Annotated in this window: 20 protein-coding genes; 4 read left to right on the plus strand and 16 right to left on the minus strand. The window is 45.4% G+C overall.

Features of this window, described 5'->3' with window-relative positions:
* Positions 1-6: 6 nt before the first annotated feature.
* Positions 7-372: a hypothetical protein gene (locus QN079_RS15520; protein ID WP_289230073.1), complete on the minus strand. Its 366-nt coding sequence runs from the start codon at positions 370-372 to the stop codon at positions 7-9.
* Between the two features lie 162 nt (positions 373-534).
* On the opposite strand from QN079_RS15520, the gene QN079_RS15525 reads away from it, so the two are divergent.
* Both QN079_RS15525 and QN079_RS15530 read left to right on the plus strand, forming a co-directional pair.
* Positions 535-867 carry a helix-turn-helix domain-containing protein gene (locus QN079_RS15525; protein ID WP_015510522.1) on the plus strand — a complete coding sequence of 111 codons (333 nt, stop codon included), beginning with the start codon at positions 535-537 and terminating at the stop codon, positions 865-867.
* 5 nt (positions 868-872) lie between these two features.
* Entirely contained in the window at positions 873-1,349 is a 477-nt protein-coding gene (locus tag QN079_RS15530; protein WP_034858679.1) for an ImmA/IrrE family metallo-endopeptidase, read from the plus strand.
* A 69-nt stretch (positions 1,350-1,418) separates the two neighbouring features.
* On the opposite strand, the gene QN079_RS15535 is transcribed toward QN079_RS15530, so the two are convergent.
* The 5 genes from QN079_RS15535 to QN079_RS15555 form a co-directional block, all read right to left on the minus strand.
* A complete protein-coding gene (locus QN079_RS15535; protein ID WP_010748973.1) occupies positions 1,419-2,231 on the minus strand; it encodes a metallophosphoesterase family protein in 813 nt (270 codons plus the stop codon).
* 4 nt (positions 2,232-2,235) lie between these two features.
* Positions 2,236-3,018, minus strand: a complete 783-nt coding sequence (gene phnE / locus QN079_RS15540) for a phosphonate ABC transporter, permease protein PhnE (protein ID WP_289230074.1) — start codon at positions 3,016-3,018, stop codon at positions 2,236-2,238.
* A complete protein-coding gene (gene phnE / locus QN079_RS15545) occupies positions 3,015-3,794 on the minus strand; it encodes a phosphonate ABC transporter, permease protein PhnE (protein WP_010748971.1) in 780 nt (259 codons plus the stop codon). Before phnE (QN079_RS15545) ends, phnE (QN079_RS15540) begins: the two co-directional genes overlap by 4 nt.
* On the minus strand, positions 3,766-4,557 hold the full coding sequence (gene phnC, locus QN079_RS15550) for a phosphonate ABC transporter ATP-binding protein (protein WP_005230661.1): 792 nt from the start codon (positions 4,555-4,557) through the stop codon (positions 3,766-3,768). The genes phnE (QN079_RS15545) and phnC overlap by 29 nt, the downstream gene beginning before the upstream one ends.
* 160 nt (positions 4,558-4,717) lie before the next feature.
* Positions 4,718-5,650, minus strand: a complete 933-nt coding sequence (locus QN079_RS15555; protein ID WP_289230075.1) for a phosphate/phosphite/phosphonate ABC transporter substrate-binding protein — start codon at positions 5,648-5,650, stop codon at positions 4,718-4,720.
* A 196-nt stretch (positions 5,651-5,846) separates the two neighbouring features.
* Here QN079_RS15555 and QN079_RS15560 point away from each other — a divergent pair, with 196 nt between their 5' ends.
* The gene (locus tag QN079_RS15560) at positions 5,847-6,518 is read left to right on the plus strand and encodes a cyclic nucleotide-binding domain-containing protein (RefSeq protein ID WP_289230076.1); all 672 of its coding nucleotides are present in this window, start codon (positions 5,847-5,849) and stop codon (positions 6,516-6,518) included.
* A gap of 187 nt (positions 6,519-6,705) precedes the next feature.
* On the opposite strand, the gene QN079_RS15565 is transcribed toward QN079_RS15560, so the two are convergent.
* The 8 genes from QN079_RS15565 to QN079_RS15600 form a co-directional block, all read right to left on the minus strand.
* A complete protein-coding gene (locus QN079_RS15565) occupies positions 6,706-8,577 on the minus strand; it encodes a beta-glucoside-specific PTS transporter subunit IIABC (protein ID WP_086338764.1) in 1,872 nt (623 codons plus the stop codon).
* A 138-nt stretch (positions 8,578-8,715) separates the two neighbouring features.
* Positions 8,716-9,558, minus strand: coding sequence for a BglG family transcription antiterminator LicT (gene licT, locus QN079_RS15570; protein WP_123833966.1), 843 nt, complete (start codon positions 9,556-9,558; stop codon positions 8,716-8,718).
* Positions 9,559-9,836: 278 nt separating this feature from the next.
* Positions 9,837-10,742, minus strand: coding sequence for an EamA family transporter RarD (rarD, locus tag QN079_RS15575; protein ID WP_005230654.1), 906 nt, complete (start codon positions 10,740-10,742; stop codon positions 9,837-9,839).
* A gap of 156 nt (positions 10,743-10,898) precedes the next feature.
* Entirely contained in the window at positions 10,899-12,335 is a 1,437-nt protein-coding gene (locus tag QN079_RS15580; protein WP_236550388.1) for an MDR family MFS transporter, read from the minus strand.
* Positions 12,332-12,772, minus strand: coding sequence for a MarR family winged helix-turn-helix transcriptional regulator (locus QN079_RS15585; RefSeq protein ID WP_005230651.1), 441 nt, complete (start codon positions 12,770-12,772; stop codon positions 12,332-12,334). Before QN079_RS15585 ends, QN079_RS15580 begins: the two co-directional genes overlap by 4 nt.
* 149 nt (positions 12,773-12,921) lie before the next feature.
* Positions 12,922-13,908, minus strand: coding sequence for a tRNA dihydrouridine synthase (locus QN079_RS15590; RefSeq protein WP_289230077.1), 987 nt, complete (start codon positions 13,906-13,908; stop codon positions 12,922-12,924).
* 134 nt (positions 13,909-14,042) lie between these two features.
* Positions 14,043-14,531: an SWIM zinc finger family protein gene (locus tag QN079_RS15595; RefSeq protein WP_289230078.1), complete on the minus strand. Its 489-nt coding sequence runs from the start codon at positions 14,529-14,531 to the stop codon at positions 14,043-14,045.
* Positions 14,532-14,628: 97 nt separating this feature from the next.
* The gene (locus tag QN079_RS15600) at positions 14,629-15,189 is read right to left on the minus strand and encodes an LOG family protein (protein WP_289230079.1); all 561 of its coding nucleotides are present in this window, start codon (positions 15,187-15,189) and stop codon (positions 14,629-14,631) included.
* An 86-nt stretch (positions 15,190-15,275) separates the two neighbouring features.
* Between QN079_RS15600 and QN079_RS15605 the strand changes: the two genes are divergently transcribed.
* A complete protein-coding gene (locus QN079_RS15605) occupies positions 15,276-15,617 on the plus strand; it encodes a MazG nucleotide pyrophosphohydrolase domain-containing protein (protein WP_005230638.1) in 342 nt (113 codons plus the stop codon).
* A gap of 149 nt (positions 15,618-15,766) precedes the next feature.
* On the opposite strand, the gene QN079_RS15610 is transcribed toward QN079_RS15605, so the two are convergent.
* Together QN079_RS15610 and QN079_RS15615 are read right to left on the minus strand one after the other, a co-directional pair.
* On the minus strand, positions 15,767-16,780 hold the full coding sequence (locus QN079_RS15610) for an ABC transporter substrate-binding protein (RefSeq protein ID WP_213357417.1): 1,014 nt from the start codon (positions 16,778-16,780) through the stop codon (positions 15,767-15,769).
* Positions 16,773-17,555 carry an ABC transporter ATP-binding protein gene (locus QN079_RS15615; RefSeq protein ID WP_010748955.1) on the minus strand — a complete coding sequence of 261 codons (783 nt, stop codon included), beginning with the start codon at positions 17,553-17,555 and terminating at the stop codon, positions 16,773-16,775. The genes QN079_RS15610 and QN079_RS15615 overlap by 8 nt, the downstream gene beginning before the upstream one ends.
* Positions 17,556-17,558 lie beyond the last annotated feature (3 nt).

A 17,558-nucleotide genomic window follows, 5' to 3' on the forward strand; every position in this document is an offset into this window, starting at 1 on the left:
TTTCGATTAGCCAACGGCTGAATGTTGCTTCTCTTCACGCGTGCCAGACACTTGATTTACTCGCTGTAATTCTTTCAGCACCTGATTTTCTGCCCGCAAAAAATCCCGTTCGCTTTGGGCAGTAGCAAGCTTTCCTTGATAAACTAAGACTTCTTCTTGGTAAGTTTTGGCGGTCTTTTGGACTTCTTCTTCTAACTGATCGATTTTATGGGTCAATTCTTGATTGATCTGTTCATATTTTAGGTAAAGCTTCTGGGCATTTTCGATATTCGTTTGTTCCAAATTCGCTTTGCTGGATACTCGGGTAGCCAAATAAGTAAGTACACCAGTAATGAGTGACGGCAAGACAACTGTTACGATCGATGTATCCATGATCCTCCCCCATTCTTTTGATACGATTCATATCATCTGTTTCCAGTATAAAAGATACAATTCGTATCGTCAACTGATGTGATATTTTTTATATCAAATAATACAAAAATAGATACAAATTATATCTAACGTGCTATACTACAAAAAAGGAGGCGATCACTCATGCTTGGCGAACGGCTAAGAACACTCAGACTACGAACCAATCAAACCCAACAGCAGATCGCAGATCAGCTGGGAATCACCCGCGCAGCGTATTCTCATTTCGAAAATGATCGTAACGAACCCGATGGCGAGACCATCGTCAAACTCGCGGAGATTTTTCAAGTATCCACCGATTTTTTATTAGGCAGACAAGTCCCGGCAGGCTTTACGCAGCCCTCTGCAAAAGTTCAAACCGTTGCGGCCCATATTGATGATGACGTCACCGATGAGCAGATGGAAGATATCCTCAGCTATATTGAATTTATAAAACAGCGGCACGCCCAAAAGGAATGATGGAAATGGATAAAGTAGAAGAACTGATGGCCGCCTACCCAGACTTGCACTTTATTTTCGATAAAAATATGCCTGATGGTCAGCAAGGATTGTACATCGATCACCATATTTACTTGAACCCTGACCAATCACAAGAAGACCTCTTGAGCACCATCGGTGAAGAAATCGGTCATTATCTGACCAGTGCTGGCGACATTACCGCCCAAGATACCAACGAAAAGCGCAAACAAGAACGCAAAGCCCGCGACATTGGTTCTGCGATCGTGGTCACGCCCTATGATATCATCGCTTGTTTTGAAGAAGGCTGCAAAACATTGGCGGCATGCGCTGATTTTTTAGGGGTTCCCCCACAAACCTTCAAAGACGCGGTCACCTATTATGCCCGCCGCTTTGACGGTATCAAAACCGAAGAAAATTATACCTTGTTTTTTCATATCGACGGCACGATTGAAGTTGTCAAAACCTTTGGCAATCAAGGCTAAGCCTTTTTCACACAAAAACAGACGTTCCTTTCCTGCTGCTAAAGGCAGCGTTGACGGAACGTCTGTTTTTTATCCTTGCATGTTGACCCGCATCAATACACGGTTCGGTCGATAGTTTTCTGAGGATTGATGAACCAATGCACCTTCCTCAAAACGATACAAATTGTATCCATAGCGTTCTTCAAAACGGACCATCCCATCGCCTTCATCTTCCCCGACAAACGACATACTTGCCACAGTATAGTAAGGAATCCCTGCGATCGTTCCCGTAAACGCATGATGGGTATGTCCACTGAGAATACAAGAGATTTGATACTGCTGCAATAATGCCACCAAACGATTGGCACCGGCCCATGCCGGCGTGCTTGCTTGGTCGGGCAACAAATGATGGTGCGTCACAAAAACGATCTTTTTCTCTTTGAGCTGCGCCAGCGTGGCTTGCAGCCATTCAAACTGTCGCTCATCTACGATACCGTCGGCATAGCCATAGCAGGAATTATCGAAAGTCACGATCGCCAATGTCTCCGTTTCATAGACTTGATTAAAAGGTGTATCACTGGCGGTTTCTACTGACTTACCTTGCCAGCCTTGGCGAAAATGCCGTTTGATATCATGATTACCCAGCGTTACTACGATGGGCACTGAGCCAAAGGCTTTTTCTAAATATTGCTTCAAAGAGGCATAATCGGCAGGCGCGCCATCTTCGGTCAAATCGCCGCTGATCACCACCAAATCGATCGCTGCTCGCGCCTTGGCATCTTGGATACACTCTTCAAGAGGAATCAAGGGATTTTGCATGGCTGCCAGCATTCCTTGATACCCTTCTTCACAAGGCAGGTAACTTTCTCGAAAATGGATATCTGATATATGCAATACATTCATAGGTTTATCTCAATTTCTTTCTGATGATTCCAGTCAACTGGTCTAATAAGAAGACGGTCACAACGACGCCCAACAAAATAATACTTACCTTGCTCCAGGTTCTGGTTTGAATAGCAAAAATCAATGATGCACCGATCCCGCCAGCACCGACTAACCCTAACGTTGCCGCACTGCGGACCGCAATTTCAAAATGATTCAGTGCAAAGGAACTATAGATGGGTGCTAAGTAAGGGACCCGCACGAAAAACATCGTCTGCCAAAAATTGGCACCGACGGCTTGCATCTCTTCCGTCAAGCGCTCATCCATGGCTTCCATTTCTTCGGTGAACAATTTACCCAGCATACCGATCTGGTGGACACCGATCGCCATAACTCCAGCAAAAGGTCCTGGACCTACCACACGGACAAAAATAATCGCATAAACCAGCTCGGGAAATGCCCGCAAGATATTGCAGATCATTTTGCCGATTTTTGCGACCCAGGGTGTCGAGGTCCATAGGTTGGCGGCACTCAGCAAGGTCACTGGAATCGCGCAGACTGTTGCGATCATCGTTCCTAGACAAGCGATCCCGATCGTCAGTAACAACAAGCTCCACAGATCTTCCCCACTGCCGTCATAAAAGAAGGTCCAGTCTGGCTGACTCAGCCCTTGCAAGACATCTCTTCCCATCGCTAAGGAAAAGGTGCTTAATCCAGAATAATCCAGTGTCGCAGCGGATAAAACTAGTAAAACAGCAAAGAGTCCCCATAACAGCCAAGTCGTTTTCTTCACTTCTCTGATCATCATAGGAAAGACCTCCTTACCCGCTCACTGAGAAAATCAACGATCGCTACCGTCAGCAAAATCGTCAAGATAATGATTGAGACCCGCTCATAATTCAACAATGCCAATGAGGCGTTCAAGATGACCCCGATCCCGCCGGCACCCACATACCCTAACACCGTCGAAGCTCGAACATTGACTTCAAAGGCATAAAAAGTATAGCTGGCAAACTGGCTGATGACTTGGGGAATGATCGCCCAAACGGTCACTTGAAATTTATTCGCTCCTACCGCCGCTGCTGCTTCGATCGGCGCAAAATCAATGGTTTCGATCGCTTGGAACATCAGCTGTGAAACCATACCAAAGGTAAAGACCGCGATGGTCAAAACACCAGTGGCTTCACCGATCCCAAAAATCGCTACGAACAATGCCGCCAACAATAGATTGGGGATCGTCCGCACCAGCCCTAAGAGAAAACGCATCGGCACCGAGACCCAACGGCTTTCTGTCACGACTGTTGTCGCCAACAGACTCACCGGTATCGCTGCGACTACTCCTAAAACGGTGCCTAAAAAGGACATCTGCAATGTCTTGATCAAGGGCATCATCAGTTGCGGTAGATAACTAAAGTCTGGGTGCAAAAAGCGAGCCATGAAAGCCGTCATCTGGCTGCGATTCGACCACACTTGTGCAAAATCAGCCCCTGTGATCCAGGCACTACTTTGAAAAAAGAGCAGCAATAAAAGAACCAGCAGCAGGTGTTTGTACCAATTAAAATGAACTGTTTCTTTCAGTTTCATCGATTTCTCCTGCCTTTTCTTCAAAAATTGCTTTGCCATAGATTTGCTCTAAACGCTGATCTGTCAAAGCGGCTGCGTTGCCGTCAAAAACGATCGCACCTGCTTTTAAGGCAATGATCCTTGTCGCATACTGACGAGCCAAGGGAATCGAATGCAGATTGATGACAATCGTTTTGCCCATTTCTTGATTGATCTTCTTCAGATCCTCCATCACTTTCTCTGTCGTGATGGGATCTAGTGATGCCACAGGTTCATCTGCTAAAATCACCGGCGCTTGTTGGACCAAGGCACGGGCGATGGATACCCGCTGCTGTTGCCCCCCACTCAACTGGTCACTTCTCGTTTGCAGTTTGTCTGACAAGCCGACAGTCGCTAGCGCTTCTTTCGTTCTTTCGTAGTCTTCTTTCGTAAACAACCCTAAAATACTTTTCCAGGTCCCGTAATATCCCAAACGCCCAGACAAAACATTTTTTTGAACGGTACTGCGTTTGACCAAATTGAAGCTTTGCGAGATCAATCCGATTTGTCGACGAATCAAGCGCAATTCTTTTTTATTGGCTTTCGTGACTGATTTGCCGTCTACCCGGATATCTCCTTCAGTGATTGGCACTAAACGATTGATTGAGCGTAAAAAGGTACTCTTACCAGCACCGCTCAAGCCAATGATGGCCACAAATTCACCTTGCTCAATCGTTACATCTATGTTCTGTAATCCTTTGACCCCATTTGGGTAGACTTTGGATACATTCTCAAAAGTTATCATCTGTTTTCTCCATTATGTAGGGACCGCGGCAAAGTTTCCCCAATCGGTCACGGTCTATCTCACTAAAAAATGCACTGGTACTGCGTATTCCACCTATTCCCCTAGTAAATCGCTGCACATCTCCGTGTCCCGTTATCCTTCTACCGCAATCCCTGATTTTTTACTCTGCTGCTCGTTGTGTATAATCGCGAATGGTATCGTAAGCAGAATCTGCTGCTTCTTCATACCCTTGGTGTCCCCACAAGCTCATTGCTTCGGCACCCTCTTCATCATCTGCCATGTTCAAGAACACTTCTTTGATCTGCTCTTTTAGTTCAGCATCCATTGATGGTTGGACGGCAATGGCGTCATTTGGAATATCCCCTTCAGTCAAGTAAAGGACTTTTAGGTCTTTGAATAAATCGTTGTCTGGAAAGCTTGATGCAAAGACATTTCGTGCCCCTTGGAACACAAAGGCGGCGTCCATCTGACCATTCAAGACTGCAGTGATCTCACTTGGAATATCATTCACCGTCGTTAATGTAGCATCCGTCGTTGGATCAACTCCTGCATCTTTCAACTCGGCAACTGGGTAAATATAGCCGCTGGCAGAGTTTGGACTCAATGTGGCGATTTTTTTCCCTTTTAAGTCCGTCAATTCTGTCATGTCGCTATCCGCACGGACCAAGATTTCCCCTTTGAAGGTATTGGTTTTTTCCCCTTCTAATGGCAAACCCGTCTCTGGATCATAAGCACCTAATTGAGAAGTCAAAATCGCTTCAGCTGCATCCATGTCTTTGGCTTGAACATAAGCGGCTGGCGGCATGATCCCTAAATCAACTTGTCCAGAAGCCATCGCTTCTACGATCGTCGAATAATCCGTTGCTAACGTTACTTCTACTTCACGGTCTAATTTTTTTGATAAATACTCAGCAAACGGTTTTGCTTTGGCTTGCATCGAGCCGTCATTATTGGTCGGTACGAATTGTACCACCAGCTTTTCTTTTTCGGCTGTGGCACTGCTGTCGCTGCTGCTGCTCCCATTCCCACAGCCGGTCAATGCGGCAACTAACGCAATTCCTAACATTCCTTTAACAATTCGTTTCAATGGCATTTTTTCTCCTCCTAATGGTTTGACGCTTTCTTACATTCAAATCATACCAAGTATCCCGTCAAAACGAAGTGACACATGTCCTATTTTACCTTATTTTTACATACAATTTACATTAGATTTTATTTATCGTTCGTGTTGAGTCAAAAGGGGAACTAAGCTATACTTAAAGAAAACCATTCAGGAGTGGCTGATTTCCATGAAAAAAATCGATGATACCGCACGCCTCAGTAATTACATTGACACCTTCGATCTGCAATCTTATATGGACAATGATTTGTTAGCGATGGCCACTTTGCATTCCTTTGAAAAAGAAGAGCACCTGATTCGAACAGGTACGCCTTCTGAATACTTGTATTTTCTCGTAGATGGAACCGTGATGGTCTATTCCTTCTCTTCGGATACCCAAACAATTTGTATTGATTACGCCAAGCCAGCTGCACCTTTAGGAGAAGCTTCCTCTTTGTGGGAACTCCTGCCGAAAAGCAGTGTCAAAGCCGCTTCTGCTTGCGTCTGTGTCTGCATCCCTTTGAATCGCTACCGCAACACCTTGCAACAAGACGTCCGCTTTTTGCAAACCATCTGTCAGTTGCTCAGTTCCCGCTTGAATTCGGGGATCAACTTAGCGAATTCATTGACGGAACCTGTAGAGACACGGTTGGCCAAATTTATTCTTGCGCATCAAGAAAATCAACACTTTTCCTTTCAGTTGACCACCTGTGCCGCAATCTTGAATGTCAGCTATCGCCACCTGCTGCGAACCTTTACCAGCTTTCGGGAAGACAAGCTGATCGAAAAACAAAAACAGGGCTATGCGATTCTCGATTTCCCCGCTTTAGAGTCGCTTGCCGAAAATTTAAGCCATGTGTAAGGAGCAGACCATAAGAATGTTCGGGTTTTCCCTGAGTAGGCGTTCCTGATGTTGGTCTTGCCCTTAACTCGCGCTGTGACAAGCATTTTCTACCATGTCAGGCAAGCGAGAAGGGCAACTGCGCCTTATTTTCTTACAAAAAAACCGATCCTTGCTGATATTCAGTCGAGGATCGGGTTTCTTTTGCTTATTTTACGATGGCTAAGAAGTCTTCTCCTTGCAAGACATCGGTTTGGTTCATATCCATCACATCTAAATATTGCGGGGTGTTCGTCACAACGATCGGTGTGATCGTGGATAAGCCAGCTGCTTTGATCGTATCTAGATCAAACTTCACTAACAAATCGCCGCGTTTGACTTGATCGTCTTGTTTAACAAAGACCTCAAAGCCTTTGCCGTCTAGTTCCACAGTATCCATACCAATATGCATCAAGACTTCGGCTCCATCCGTGGTGGTCAAACCAACGGCATGGCCAGTAGGAAAGAGCGTCGTGATGGTGCCATCTGCTGGCGCATATAAAGCCCCGACAGTTGGTTCGATAGCGATACCTTTTCCTAATGCACCAGAAGAAAAGACTTGGTCTTTGACTTCTGCTAAGGGAACCACTTTGCCTTCTAACGGACTGCTGAGGATCACTCGTTCTTTAGACGAACTCTCTGTGGGTGCTGCTGGCTCTTTTGCTGGTGCTGCACTGGCATCAGTTGCTGGCTGATCTTCAAAACGTAAGAAGAAGGTCAAGACAAACGCTGCCCCAAAAGCGATAGCCGTGCCGATCGAAGCTGCGATCAGACCACTTAGATCTTTCGTATCTTGTGGGATAAAGGACGGCAGACTTAGTAAGCTGACTAATCCAAAGGTATAGTTTTCGACTTGGCTGAAGCCAATGAAGGCACCACCGAGGGCACCACTGATACACGCGGCGATGAATGGTTTTTTCAAAGGTAAGGTCACCCCATACACCGTCGGTTCTGTGATCCCAAAAATTGAGGTGATCGTTGAAGAAAGGGCCAAGCCTTTCAATTTCACATTTTTTGTCATAAAGAACACTGCTAGCGCTGCACCCCCTTGAGAAAGGACAGCTGGCAATAGCATGGGTACCATGGTATCGACACCAGTTTGGCTGAGGTTCAACATGATGATCGGTACAAAGCCCCAGTGCATGCCAAACATCACAAAGACTTGCCATAAACCACCCATGACAGCGCCAGCGATCAGTGGGCTGAAGTGGTAAATGCTGTCATAGGCACTACCTAACAAGTTTCCTAAAATCGTTCCTAGTGGACCGACGACAATAAAGGTCAATGGCGCCATGATCAAGAAGACCGCTAAAGGCACACAGATGATCTGTAAGAAGCTAGGAATGACTTTTTTAAAGAAACGCTCCACATAGCTTTGTAAAAAGACCGCTAATATAATCGGAATGACGGAAGACGTATAAGCACTCGCACCAATAATGACCGGAAGGCCTAAGAAACTCAACGTTTGCCCAGCCAAAGCGGTGATGTCTGGATGAACCAACGCCATCGCTAAGGAAACCGCTAGAAATTCATTGGTACGAAACTTCTTCGCTGCAGTAAAAGCCAACATCACTGGTAAATAGGTAAATAACCCATCGGCAATCGCATACAATACGGTGTAGACCCCAGAATCAGCCGCTAACCAATTCAAGGTGACTGCCAGCGTCAAGAATCCTTTTAAGACCCCGGCACCTGCCATTGCGCCTAAAAATGGCGTAAAGATCGACGAAATAATATCCACCAGTTGATTCAACAAATTGCCTTTGTCGCCTTTGCTGTCTGCTTCGCCATCAAAGTTCGCTACTCCATTCAATTCACGGTAAACGTCGCTGACATGACTGCCGATCACCACTTGGTATTGACCGCCGCTTTGAACGACTTGGATCACATCGTCGTCTTGATTCAAGCGTGCCGTATCCGCTTTGTGCTCATCTTTTAATTTGAAACGCAAGCGGGTCGCACAATGCACCACGCTGTTGACATTTTCTTTGCCGCCCACCGCATCAAGGACACGAACGGCAATTTCTTTATTTGAACTCATTTTTTCAACACTCCTTTTTTTAATAAAAAAACCCAGATTGAAAAAACGACCGTCTAACGAGTTTTTTCCTCGCTGACTGTTGTCTTTTCAATCTGGGTATTGCCTGCCTGACAGTAACAATCCGTTAATGATTGAATGTTAATTGGTTTGATCATTGACGACACGTTCGATGTGGATCGTTAAGTAGATCATTTCTGATTCACCGATCGATTTGTCGTAGGTTTTGATCAAGTACTCGTTGATCCGTTGGACCGTTTGAAACGCTTTAGGGTACTTCGATTGCACAAGGGCAAATAAAAATTCATCTTTTTCCCCCGAAAGTTCATCGCTTAAATAACGCTGCGCAAAATACTGCAAATGCGTGGTGATCCGTTGATAATTCAAGGAATCTGGGTTAAAGACTCGTCCATAAAAGCGACTGATGATCGCCAGTACGTCACGTACGATTTCTACCGCTTGCATCGTGGTTTCCATCGTGCCATTGGCTTGTTCGCTATTGACGATATGAAAGGCGATAAAGCCGATCTCCGATTCTGGCAATGTAATCCCGAAGACTTTTTCAAAATAAGCAACGGCATCTGCTGCAACCGCATACTCTTTCGGATAAAATTTGCGGGTCTCAAACAACAATGGATTCGGCAGCTCAATGCCTTCTCGTGCCCGAACCAGCGCATAATGGATATGGTCGGTCAGGGTCAAATAAATATTTGGCGACAGCTCGATCCCCAAGGATGCTTCCGCATCATCCACCACTTGCTTGACGGCTTCGACTTCTTCCACAGGAATGTCTGAAAACAATTGCTGAAACTGATTTGCAGTAAAGGTATCCTTTAACACAAATTCTTTTTCGACAAAGGCTTCATCCACTGGATCGCCGACTTTTTTCTTAAACGCAATGCCGCGGCCCATATAGATCACTTCCTGACCGGCATCATTGGTCGAGATGACGACATTATTATTTAAAATTTTTCCAATAACCATCGTTTTCCCTCACTCCAAAATAAAAAAACCTAGAATCTCCCCGTTAGCGCGCTGCGGTCAATTCTGGTTTTGCCTGCCGAACAGTAACAATCCTTGTAACTGAAAGAATAATAACACACCCCTGTGGCAGATGCAACCCTTTTCAAGCAGAATTTCTACAACGGGTTTTTCCTTTGTTATACCATTGAAGCGTTCTCCTTGCAACATCCTTCACTACCTAAAATGTTTTGTTTTTTAATAAAAAAAGGAACGGCCCAGCTGCAGCCATTCCTGATCTATCAGAGTTGCTTTCTTTGCTGTCCCATGCGCCGCTCTTTCATCGCCGTTCCTAACGTACCATAGGTGAAGACAGCGATCCCCAGCCAAATAAACGCAAAGGCGGAAAATTGGGCCAGTGAATAGGTTTCGTGAAACAAAAAGATGGCTAACAAAAGCATGATCGTCGGGTTGACGTATTGAATAAACCCAAGCGTAATGTAAGAAACATTTTTCGCGGCTTCCGCAAACAGCAGCAGCGGAATAGCCGTCACGATCCCAGCACCCATCAATAAGAGATTGGTTTGCAAGGGATAATTCATAAAGCCGACGGTTGAAAATCCTAAAATATACACGAGGGCAAAGGGGAAAATCACCATCGTTTCGATCGTTAACCCAGTAACCGAACTAATGGGGATTCTTTTTTTGATCAAGCCATACGTACTAAAGGAAAAGGCCATGATCAGTGAGGCATAAGGAATCGTTCCTGTTTGGATCGATAATAAGATCACCCCGATACTTGCCAGCAGACACGCCAGCATGCCAGTACGACTAAGGCGTTCCTTCAAAAAAACGGTCGCTAACAAGACATTGACTAGCGGATTGATGTAATAGCCTAAGCTGGCTTGCATCACGTGGCCCGCACTCACCGCGAAGATAAAGGTGAACCAGTTGATGGAGATCAGCACAGAAGCTAAAACGATCAGTCCAGCAAATGCTTTGTTCTTCCACAGCAGACGCGCTTCTTGTAAAAATTGCGTTTTCTTCCCAGAAAGCACGATAAACAACACCATAAAAACAAAGGACCACACGATTCGGTAGCACATCGTTGCTAATGGCGAAACCCCAACGATTATTTTCCAATATAGTGTGACCAAGCCCCACAAGACATAGGCAGACAACCCAAAATAAACGCCTTTATTCTTCATTTTCTCCCTGATTTTTTTCCATTAAAGCAAGCCTTTAATGAAAAAAAATACTCCTCCTAAACCATAAGTTATCTTATTATATCGAATTTTTTGGTTTTTCATAGAGTTTCATGAAATAAATCAAGAAAAGCACCCTTCAAAGAAAGGTGCCCCTCTTTATTCCAGTGGTTCTTCTGCCCCTTCTAGCCAAACGGCTTCTGGCTTCTGATCACGAATCAAGAATAGCCCCGTTGCAAACAGCAGTCCAGAAGCGATCGTCATCAATAAGAAAGAAACATTCATCCCATGAAGCAGTGCACTTGTTCCTGTTAAGGTCGTGCTTTTTTGCGCCACACTATTCATGATCCCGACAAATAATGCTGTCCCGATGGCGCCTGCCACCGTTCGCAAAGAAGTCAATAACGCTGTTCCATGCGCCGTCAGCTGCGGCGGAATATTTTTATTTCCCCATGTCACGAAGGGCATCAACAAACAACCTGTGGCGGCACAGCGCAGCATGTTCAAAACCACTGCTACCCAAATACCCGTGTGCATATGGATAAAATACATGCCGATGTTGCTCAAGACCAGTGAGCCGCCGCCAAAAAGCGTCAACAAACGGATGCCGACTTTGTCATAGATTCGCCCAGCCACGGGACTTAAAAAAGCCGAGACCAGAGAACCTGGCAAAACGACTAATCCCGAGATCGTCGCTGATTTGCCTAAAATCGACTGCACGTAAAGCGGCATCAGCATCGCCGAACCCATCAAGACCAAGTAAAGCATGATACTGCCAAAGACACTGATGGCATACTCTTTTGTTTTTAAGACCCGCAGATCCAAAAATGGAGTTTCCGCTCTTAACTGACGGAAGACAAAGAAGATCCCTGCTACCAAACCGAGCCCTAAGGTTCCTAAAACGGGTAAGCTGAAAAAGCCATAGCTGCCGATATTGCCAAAGCCTAAAGTAATCCCACCAAAGGCGAAGGCACTCAAAACAAAAGAGGTCTGATCAAATTTGCTGTTGCTTACTGGCAACACATCATCAAAAACCTTTATGGCCCAAATCAGTGAAATCAAAACAATCACGGCAACGATATAAAAAATCGCATGCCAGTTCAAGCGGTCCACGATCACCCCAGCAAGAGTCGGTGCGATCACGGGTGCCGCGGTGATCGATAGTCCATACCAGCCCATCACGACACCAATACGATTGATCGGATAGATCGATAAGAGGATCACTTGCGCCATTGCGGTCAAGATTCCATTGCCTACGGCCTGCAAAATACGAGCAAGCATCATGACTAGAAAATTGGGAGCTGCAGCACAAAGCAGCAAGCCCACCAACGCAATTCCTAAGGCAGCGAGATACAGCTTTTTGGTTGGCACACGATTCATAAGATATGCCGTCAAGGGCATAACGATCGCCATCGCCAAGGAATAACCGCTAGTCAGCCATTGTCCCGTAGTGACGGAAATCTGCAGGTCAGTGACGATGGCGGGTAAAGCCGTCGTCAAGGCGGTCGCCAACATGGATACGGCAATACATGTAATCATTAAATTAATAAAAATCAGCGTCCGCTGACGTTCCGTTCGTTGGACTGTTTCACTCAATCAACGTCCGCCTCCTTCTCAAGATAAAACTGTTCGATTTTTGCTAAGGCTTGACCAAAGGCTTGTTTTTCTTCTGCCGTCAAATAGGTCAGCATTTCTTGGTGCGCCTTGCTGCGTTTTTCTTTCATTCGCTGTGCCTCTTCCTTGCCTGCTTCCGTCAGCGAAATCAGATGGCTGCGTTTATCTTTCGGATCGACTTCTTTTTGGATCAGCCCTTTTTCAGCCAGTTTTTTTAGTAGTTCGCCAGTGGATGTCGAGCGAATCGCTAAATACGCGGCGAGATCTTTTTGGGTCAACGTGCCTTTTTCGTCCAATACCAGTAGGCAATTGAACTGTCCCCGACCTGGCATAAAACGCCCATATTTTTGTTCCGCATACCGCCGATTTAATTTATACACTTCAAACAATCGTTCCACGATTTCTTGTTCGGAAACCATCGACCTTCAGCTCCTTTCGCCTCTTCACTATTTAGATAGGTACCTAGTTAAAAGTCCGCTCTCCATTTTACATAGGTACCTATCTATTGTCAAGAAAGGATTGACAATGCGAGCGGGTACAGCAACCAAAAACAAAAAAGCATTGAAACTTACGCTTCAATACTTTCCTCGTGGTTCTTTTTCTCAGCAAACTCTGCCAGCAGTTGCCGAACTTCATCCGTTGATTTCGTATTCATCAATTTTGCCCGCAAATCACTGGCTCCAGGGAAGCCTTTGACATAGATTTTAAAGAAACGATGCAATCCTGCGATCGAGCGCGGCACCATTTTGGCGTAATGGTCCTGCAAGTCTAATTGCAGCTGCAACAAGCCTAATAGCTCTTCTGAGGTATGCTCTTTCGGTTCTTTTTCAAAGGCATAGGGATTCTTGAAAATACCCCGACCGATCATGATTCCGTCTACGCCATATTTTTCTGCTAGCTCTAAACCTTTGGTACGATCAGGGATATCGCCGTTGATTGTCAGCTTCGTTTGTGGGGCGATTCTATCCCGCAAGGCAACCACTTCAGGAATCAATTCCCAATGGGCATCGACCTTGCTCATTTCTTTGCGGGTTCGCAAATGGATCGAAAGGTTGGCGATATCCTGTTGCAGGACATGGGTCAACCAAGCTTCCATTTCTCCTAGTTCGGTATAGCCCAGACGAGTCTTGACACTGACCGGCAGACCGCCATCTTTGGCTGCTTGGATCAGCTCAGCAGCAACTTCTGGTCGCAAGATCAAGCCGCTGCCTTTGCCTCGTCCAGCAACGTTCGGCACTGGGCAGCCCATATTTAAGTCGATCCCTTTAAAGCCCATCTCCGCTAAGCCGATACTCATCTCACGGAAATACTCTGGCTTATCGCCCCAAATGTGGGCCACCATCGGTTGCTCATCTTCGGTGAAGACTAAACGTCCCCGCACACTGTCGCGTCCTTCTGGATGGCAGTAACTATCGGAGTTGGTAAATTCCGTAAAGAAAACATCTGGTGCGCCGGCAGCTTGAACGACATGCCGAAAAACGACATCGGTGACATCTTCCATTGGTGCTAGGATAAAAAAAGGCTTCGGCAATTCAGCCCAAAAATTTGTTGTCATGATTTACGCTCCATTTCTTTGTCCAAGGATCTTCTTTTATGACCCCACTTGCAAAACAAACCCCATTATACTAAGAATGCGTCAAAGAAGCAAAAGAGCAAGATACGCGTATAAGACCTAGTACGAAATTTCTTTTAAGCCTCCCAGTCATCCTCCCATTCTTCTTCCCAATCTTCCTCTTCTTCATCCCAGTCATCCCAAGCTTCTACTTCTTCCTCCTCAGCGAAATCATCTTCGCTATCCGATACAACGTTCTTCACAAAAAGGGCTACAGAAGTATCGTCAACCATCAAACTGAGTAAAATCTGCCGCATATCTGCTTCATCCAGCTGATCCACCAGCTTCTGATAGACCTCACGGCGTCCTTTACGTTTTGGGGGAGTCAGCGGCTTATTCTTTTCTTTCGCTCTCGTATAGGCGAATAAAACAGCCGCAAGATGTTTGCAATTAAAACCAGCCGCAAAGTGAGGACAATTACAAAATTCCTCCACGACCTTGCCCTGTTTTAGCGCAATTTCTACTTCATAAAGCTCTGTGCCGAATACTTCGGCCAGAATAAGCTGATCATCCGCTCTCAGTCGCGCCACACAACCGCTTAAATAATACTCTTTTCCTCTTTCCAAAATATGGGATTCAAAATAATCTTGTCATTCTAGCATTACTTCTCTCCTCCTCATTCATTAAACTAGAGAACTATGATAGGATTTAACCGATTGCTTATTAATATTGCCGAATAACTGGCGGTTCGTATTCTTGAATAAAAGCTTCAAGCTCCTGGGTTGTTTGTGCAAAGCCGATTTTTTCGCGATCGGCTTGTGTTAAGAATTCATTTTCCACCATATTGTCATACAAAGCTCTCGTTGCGAGGTAAAAGTTGTTCACATCATAAAAAGCACACGGATTCGGGTTTTGACCGATTCTTGACCACGAGATCATCTCCGTGATTTCTTCCAGCGTACCAGGACCGCCTGGCAGTGCGACAAAGGCCTGAGATAATTCGAACATTTTTCGTTTTCTTTCTGACATCGTCTCGACGACATGGAGTTCGGTCAACCCAGGATGTGCTAGTTCCCGATCTTTTAAAAAGGTTGGGATCACCCCGATCACCTGACCGCCATTTTCTAAGACAGCATCTGCCAATACGCCCATCAAGCCTGCTTTTCCGCCGCCATAAACCAGTGTATTTTGCCGTGAGGCGATCCACTGCCCCAATTCTTGGGCGGCTGTTGCAAAACTAGGTTCATTACCGACACTGGCACCACAATAGACTGCAATTTTCATAAAACTCTCCAACATCCTTCTCAATCATTTTGAAATAGTATATCATGATTCTGATAAAGGTTCTGCGAAAGGATGGAAAAAAATTTATGAACATTGAGGAGTATCAACGATTTATCAGTGACTTCTACAAAGCCCGCAACTGGTATCAGTACGATCCGTTTATTCGGGCGAATTTTTTAGCAGAAGAAGTCGGGGAAGTGAGCCGTGCCATTCGAACATTGGAGATCGGTCGTGACCGTCCCGATGAACAAGAAGGCTTGCCAGAAGAAAAACTGGCAAACCTGACGGAAGAATTGGGCGATGTACTGGATAACTTATTTATTCTCGCCGATAAATACGATATTTCTCTAGAAACGATCATGCAAAAACACAAAGAGAAGCTATTGTCTCGCTATCAAATGAACCATATGACAGAAAAAAACAGCTAACGGGCTACTTGTTGCGGAACGGGCAGCGGCAAAGGTTGCTTTTCTTAAATACAGAAAACCAACGTTTCTGTGGTCGATCGGCCAGTGAAACGTTGGTTTTCTTCTATTATATAAAAAGTTGGTTCTCCTTTTTATGCAACAGGAGGTGTTTATTGTGCCATTTGCTCTACCAGTTCTTCCAATCCAGTCAAGGCTTGGTAGCCATATCCAAAGAGATAATTGTAGTCCATGCTGTAGACTTGTTTGTTTTTGATGGCTTTCATGCTGGAGAGTTTGTCATTTTTGTACAAGCCTTCAATGATTTCTTGACCAGAAACACTGCCTTCGATTGTTGACCAGTCGCCGACGATCAAGACATCGGGATCCGTTTCGATCAAGGTTTCGACACTGACTTCTCCTGAATAGTCTTGAAACACATTGTTCAGTTTGATCATGTCAAAGTTGCTGTTGAAAAAAGACTCATCTTGAGCGGCATAGACACTGACCACACTTGGATCAGACATAAAGAGATGGGCAAAGGTTTGCTCTTCTTTGTCTGCTACTTTTTCTTCCAAGGCACTCTGGCGATCCTTTAATTCTTTTTCAAAAGCAGCGGCTGACTCAGGGACATTGAAGAGCTTACCAAGGTTTTCAATGTCTTGATAAACGGAATCAAATGTTGCACCAGTGACAGAGGTTTCTTGGACGTAAGTCGGAATGCCCATCTCGTTCAAGGAATCAACGGTGCCGACGCCCCAATCTTGATTATCGAAAAGTCCCCCGCGGCCAAAAATCAAATCCGGATCCACACTGAGCGCCGTTTCTTTACTGATATAGTCGCTGCCCAGGTCGTTTAGTTCTGCGTAATCGGCAGCAACTTCCTCATCGGCGGCACCAAAGGTTGCACCGACACCCGCAATCTGATCCTTGAGGCCGAGATGCAGCAGCAATTCCGCTGCTGGTCGTGTGTTGGCTACGACTTTTTTCGGTGCCTCATTAAAGGTTTGGTCCTTGGCAGTCCACTGCGTACCGCCTTCTGCTTTGGTGTAGTTGCTGATGGTTAAGGGATACGTACTTTCTGCCTGTGAGGAAGAAGCCGAAGTTCCTTCATCCTTCGTATTGCCGCAAGCGCTTAATGTAAAGACTGCCAATCCTATCCCAATCATTTTTCCCCATTTATTCATCTGTTTGCTCCTTTTCAAAATAATAATGAAACCCTAATCCGCCTGTGATCGGATGATGGTAAATACTGCATTTCACGCCATAGATTTCTTCGATCAGTTCTTCTGTCAGCAACGTTTCTGGTTCGCCATACCCTACGACCCGACCATCTTTTAAGGCATAGATGATGTCGCAATAGTTAGCTGCTTGTTCCAAATTGTGCAGCGCCGCCAACAAGCCAATCTTCAGATGCTTGACGGTTTCTAAGATTTCCAGCTGGTAACGGATATCCAAATGATTGGTCGGCTCATCGAGAATCATAAATTTCGGTTCTTGGGTGATGGCACGAGCAAGGACGACCCGCTGTTTTTCGCCTCCTGATAATGAGAGGTAGCTGCGTTTTCTGTAGGCACTTAACCCTGTTTTGGCTAAGGCTTCAGTGACCAGCTCATGATCGGCTTTGGTGTCTTGTTCCAACAAACCCTTGTGGGGTGTGCGGCCTAAAAGCACCATCTGTTCTACTGTTAAATCAAAGCTCAACTCATTGAACTGACTGACGACGCTGACTTGCTGGGCGACTTTTTTTTCGGAACTTTTCAAAATATTCATCTCACCCAAATAAATGTCGCCGCTGTCAGGTTTCAACGTTTTGTAGATAGCTTTTAACAATGTAGATTTGCCGCTGCCGTTGGACCCAATCAAGCCGACAAATTGCCCCTGTGCGGTTTGGACGGAGATGTCTTTTAGTATCTGCTGATCCCCGATCGTCAGATTGAGCTTTTCAACTGCTAATTTCATTCC

It is taken from the genome of Enterococcus sp. FZMF, assembly GCF_030263915.1.
GTDB classification, from domain to species: Bacteria; Bacillota; Bacilli; order Lactobacillales; family Enterococcaceae; genus Enterococcus_D; species Enterococcus_D casseliflavus.

Coding starts and splice junctions, on each gene's coding strand:
- QN079_RS15520 (WP_289230073.1), bottom strand. CDS start 372: ATGGATACATCGATCGTAACAGTTGTCTTGCCGTCACTCATTACTGGT.
- QN079_RS15525 (WP_015510522.1), top strand. CDS start 535: ATGCTTGGCGAACGGCTAAGAACACTCAGACTACGAACCAATCAAACC.
- QN079_RS15530 (WP_034858679.1), top strand. CDS start 873: ATGGATAAAGTAGAAGAACTGATGGCCGCCTACCCAGACTTGCACTTT.
- QN079_RS15535 (WP_010748973.1), bottom strand. CDS start 2,231: ATGAATGTATTGCATATATCAGATATCCATTTTCGAGAAAGTTACCTG.
- phnE (WP_289230074.1), bottom strand. CDS start 3,018: ATGATGATCAGAGAAGTGAAGAAAACGACTTGGCTGTTATGGGGACTC.
- phnE (WP_010748971.1), bottom strand. CDS start 3,794: ATGAAACTGAAAGAAACAGTTCATTTTAATTGGTACAAACACCTGCTG.
- phnC (WP_005230661.1), bottom strand. CDS start 4,557: ATGATAACTTTTGAGAATGTATCCAAAGTCTACCCAAATGGGGTCAAA.
- QN079_RS15555 (WP_289230075.1), bottom strand. CDS start 5,650: ATGCCATTGAAACGAATTGTTAAAGGAATGTTAGGAATTGCGTTAGTT.
- QN079_RS15560 (WP_289230076.1), top strand. CDS start 5,847: ATGAAAAAAATCGATGATACCGCACGCCTCAGTAATTACATTGACACC.
- QN079_RS15565 (WP_086338764.1), bottom strand. CDS start 8,577: ATGAGTTCAAATAAAGAAATTGCCGTTCGTGTCCTTGATGCGGTGGGC.
- licT (WP_123833966.1), bottom strand. CDS start 9,558: ATGGTTATTGGAAAAATTTTAAATAATAATGTCGTCATCTCGACCAAT.
- rarD (WP_005230654.1), bottom strand. CDS start 10,742: ATGAAGAATAAAGGCGTTTATTTTGGGTTGTCTGCCTATGTCTTGTGG.
- QN079_RS15585 (WP_005230651.1), bottom strand. CDS start 12,772: ATGGTTTCCGAACAAGAAATCGTGGAACGATTGTTTGAAGTGTATAAA.
- QN079_RS15590 (WP_289230077.1), bottom strand. CDS start 13,908: ATGACAACAAATTTTTGGGCTGAATTGCCGAAGCCTTTTTTTATCCTA.
- QN079_RS15600 (WP_289230079.1), bottom strand. CDS start 15,189: ATGAAAATTGCAGTCTATTGTGGTGCCAGTGTCGGTAATGAACCTAGT.
- QN079_RS15605 (WP_005230638.1), top strand. CDS start 15,276: ATGAACATTGAGGAGTATCAACGATTTATCAGTGACTTCTACAAAGCC.
- QN079_RS15610 (WP_213357417.1), bottom strand. CDS start 16,780: ATGAATAAATGGGGAAAAATGATTGGGATAGGATTGGCAGTCTTTACA.
- QN079_RS15615 (WP_010748955.1), bottom strand. CDS start 17,555: ATGAAATTAGCAGTTGAAAAGCTCAATCTGACGATCGGGGATCAGCAG.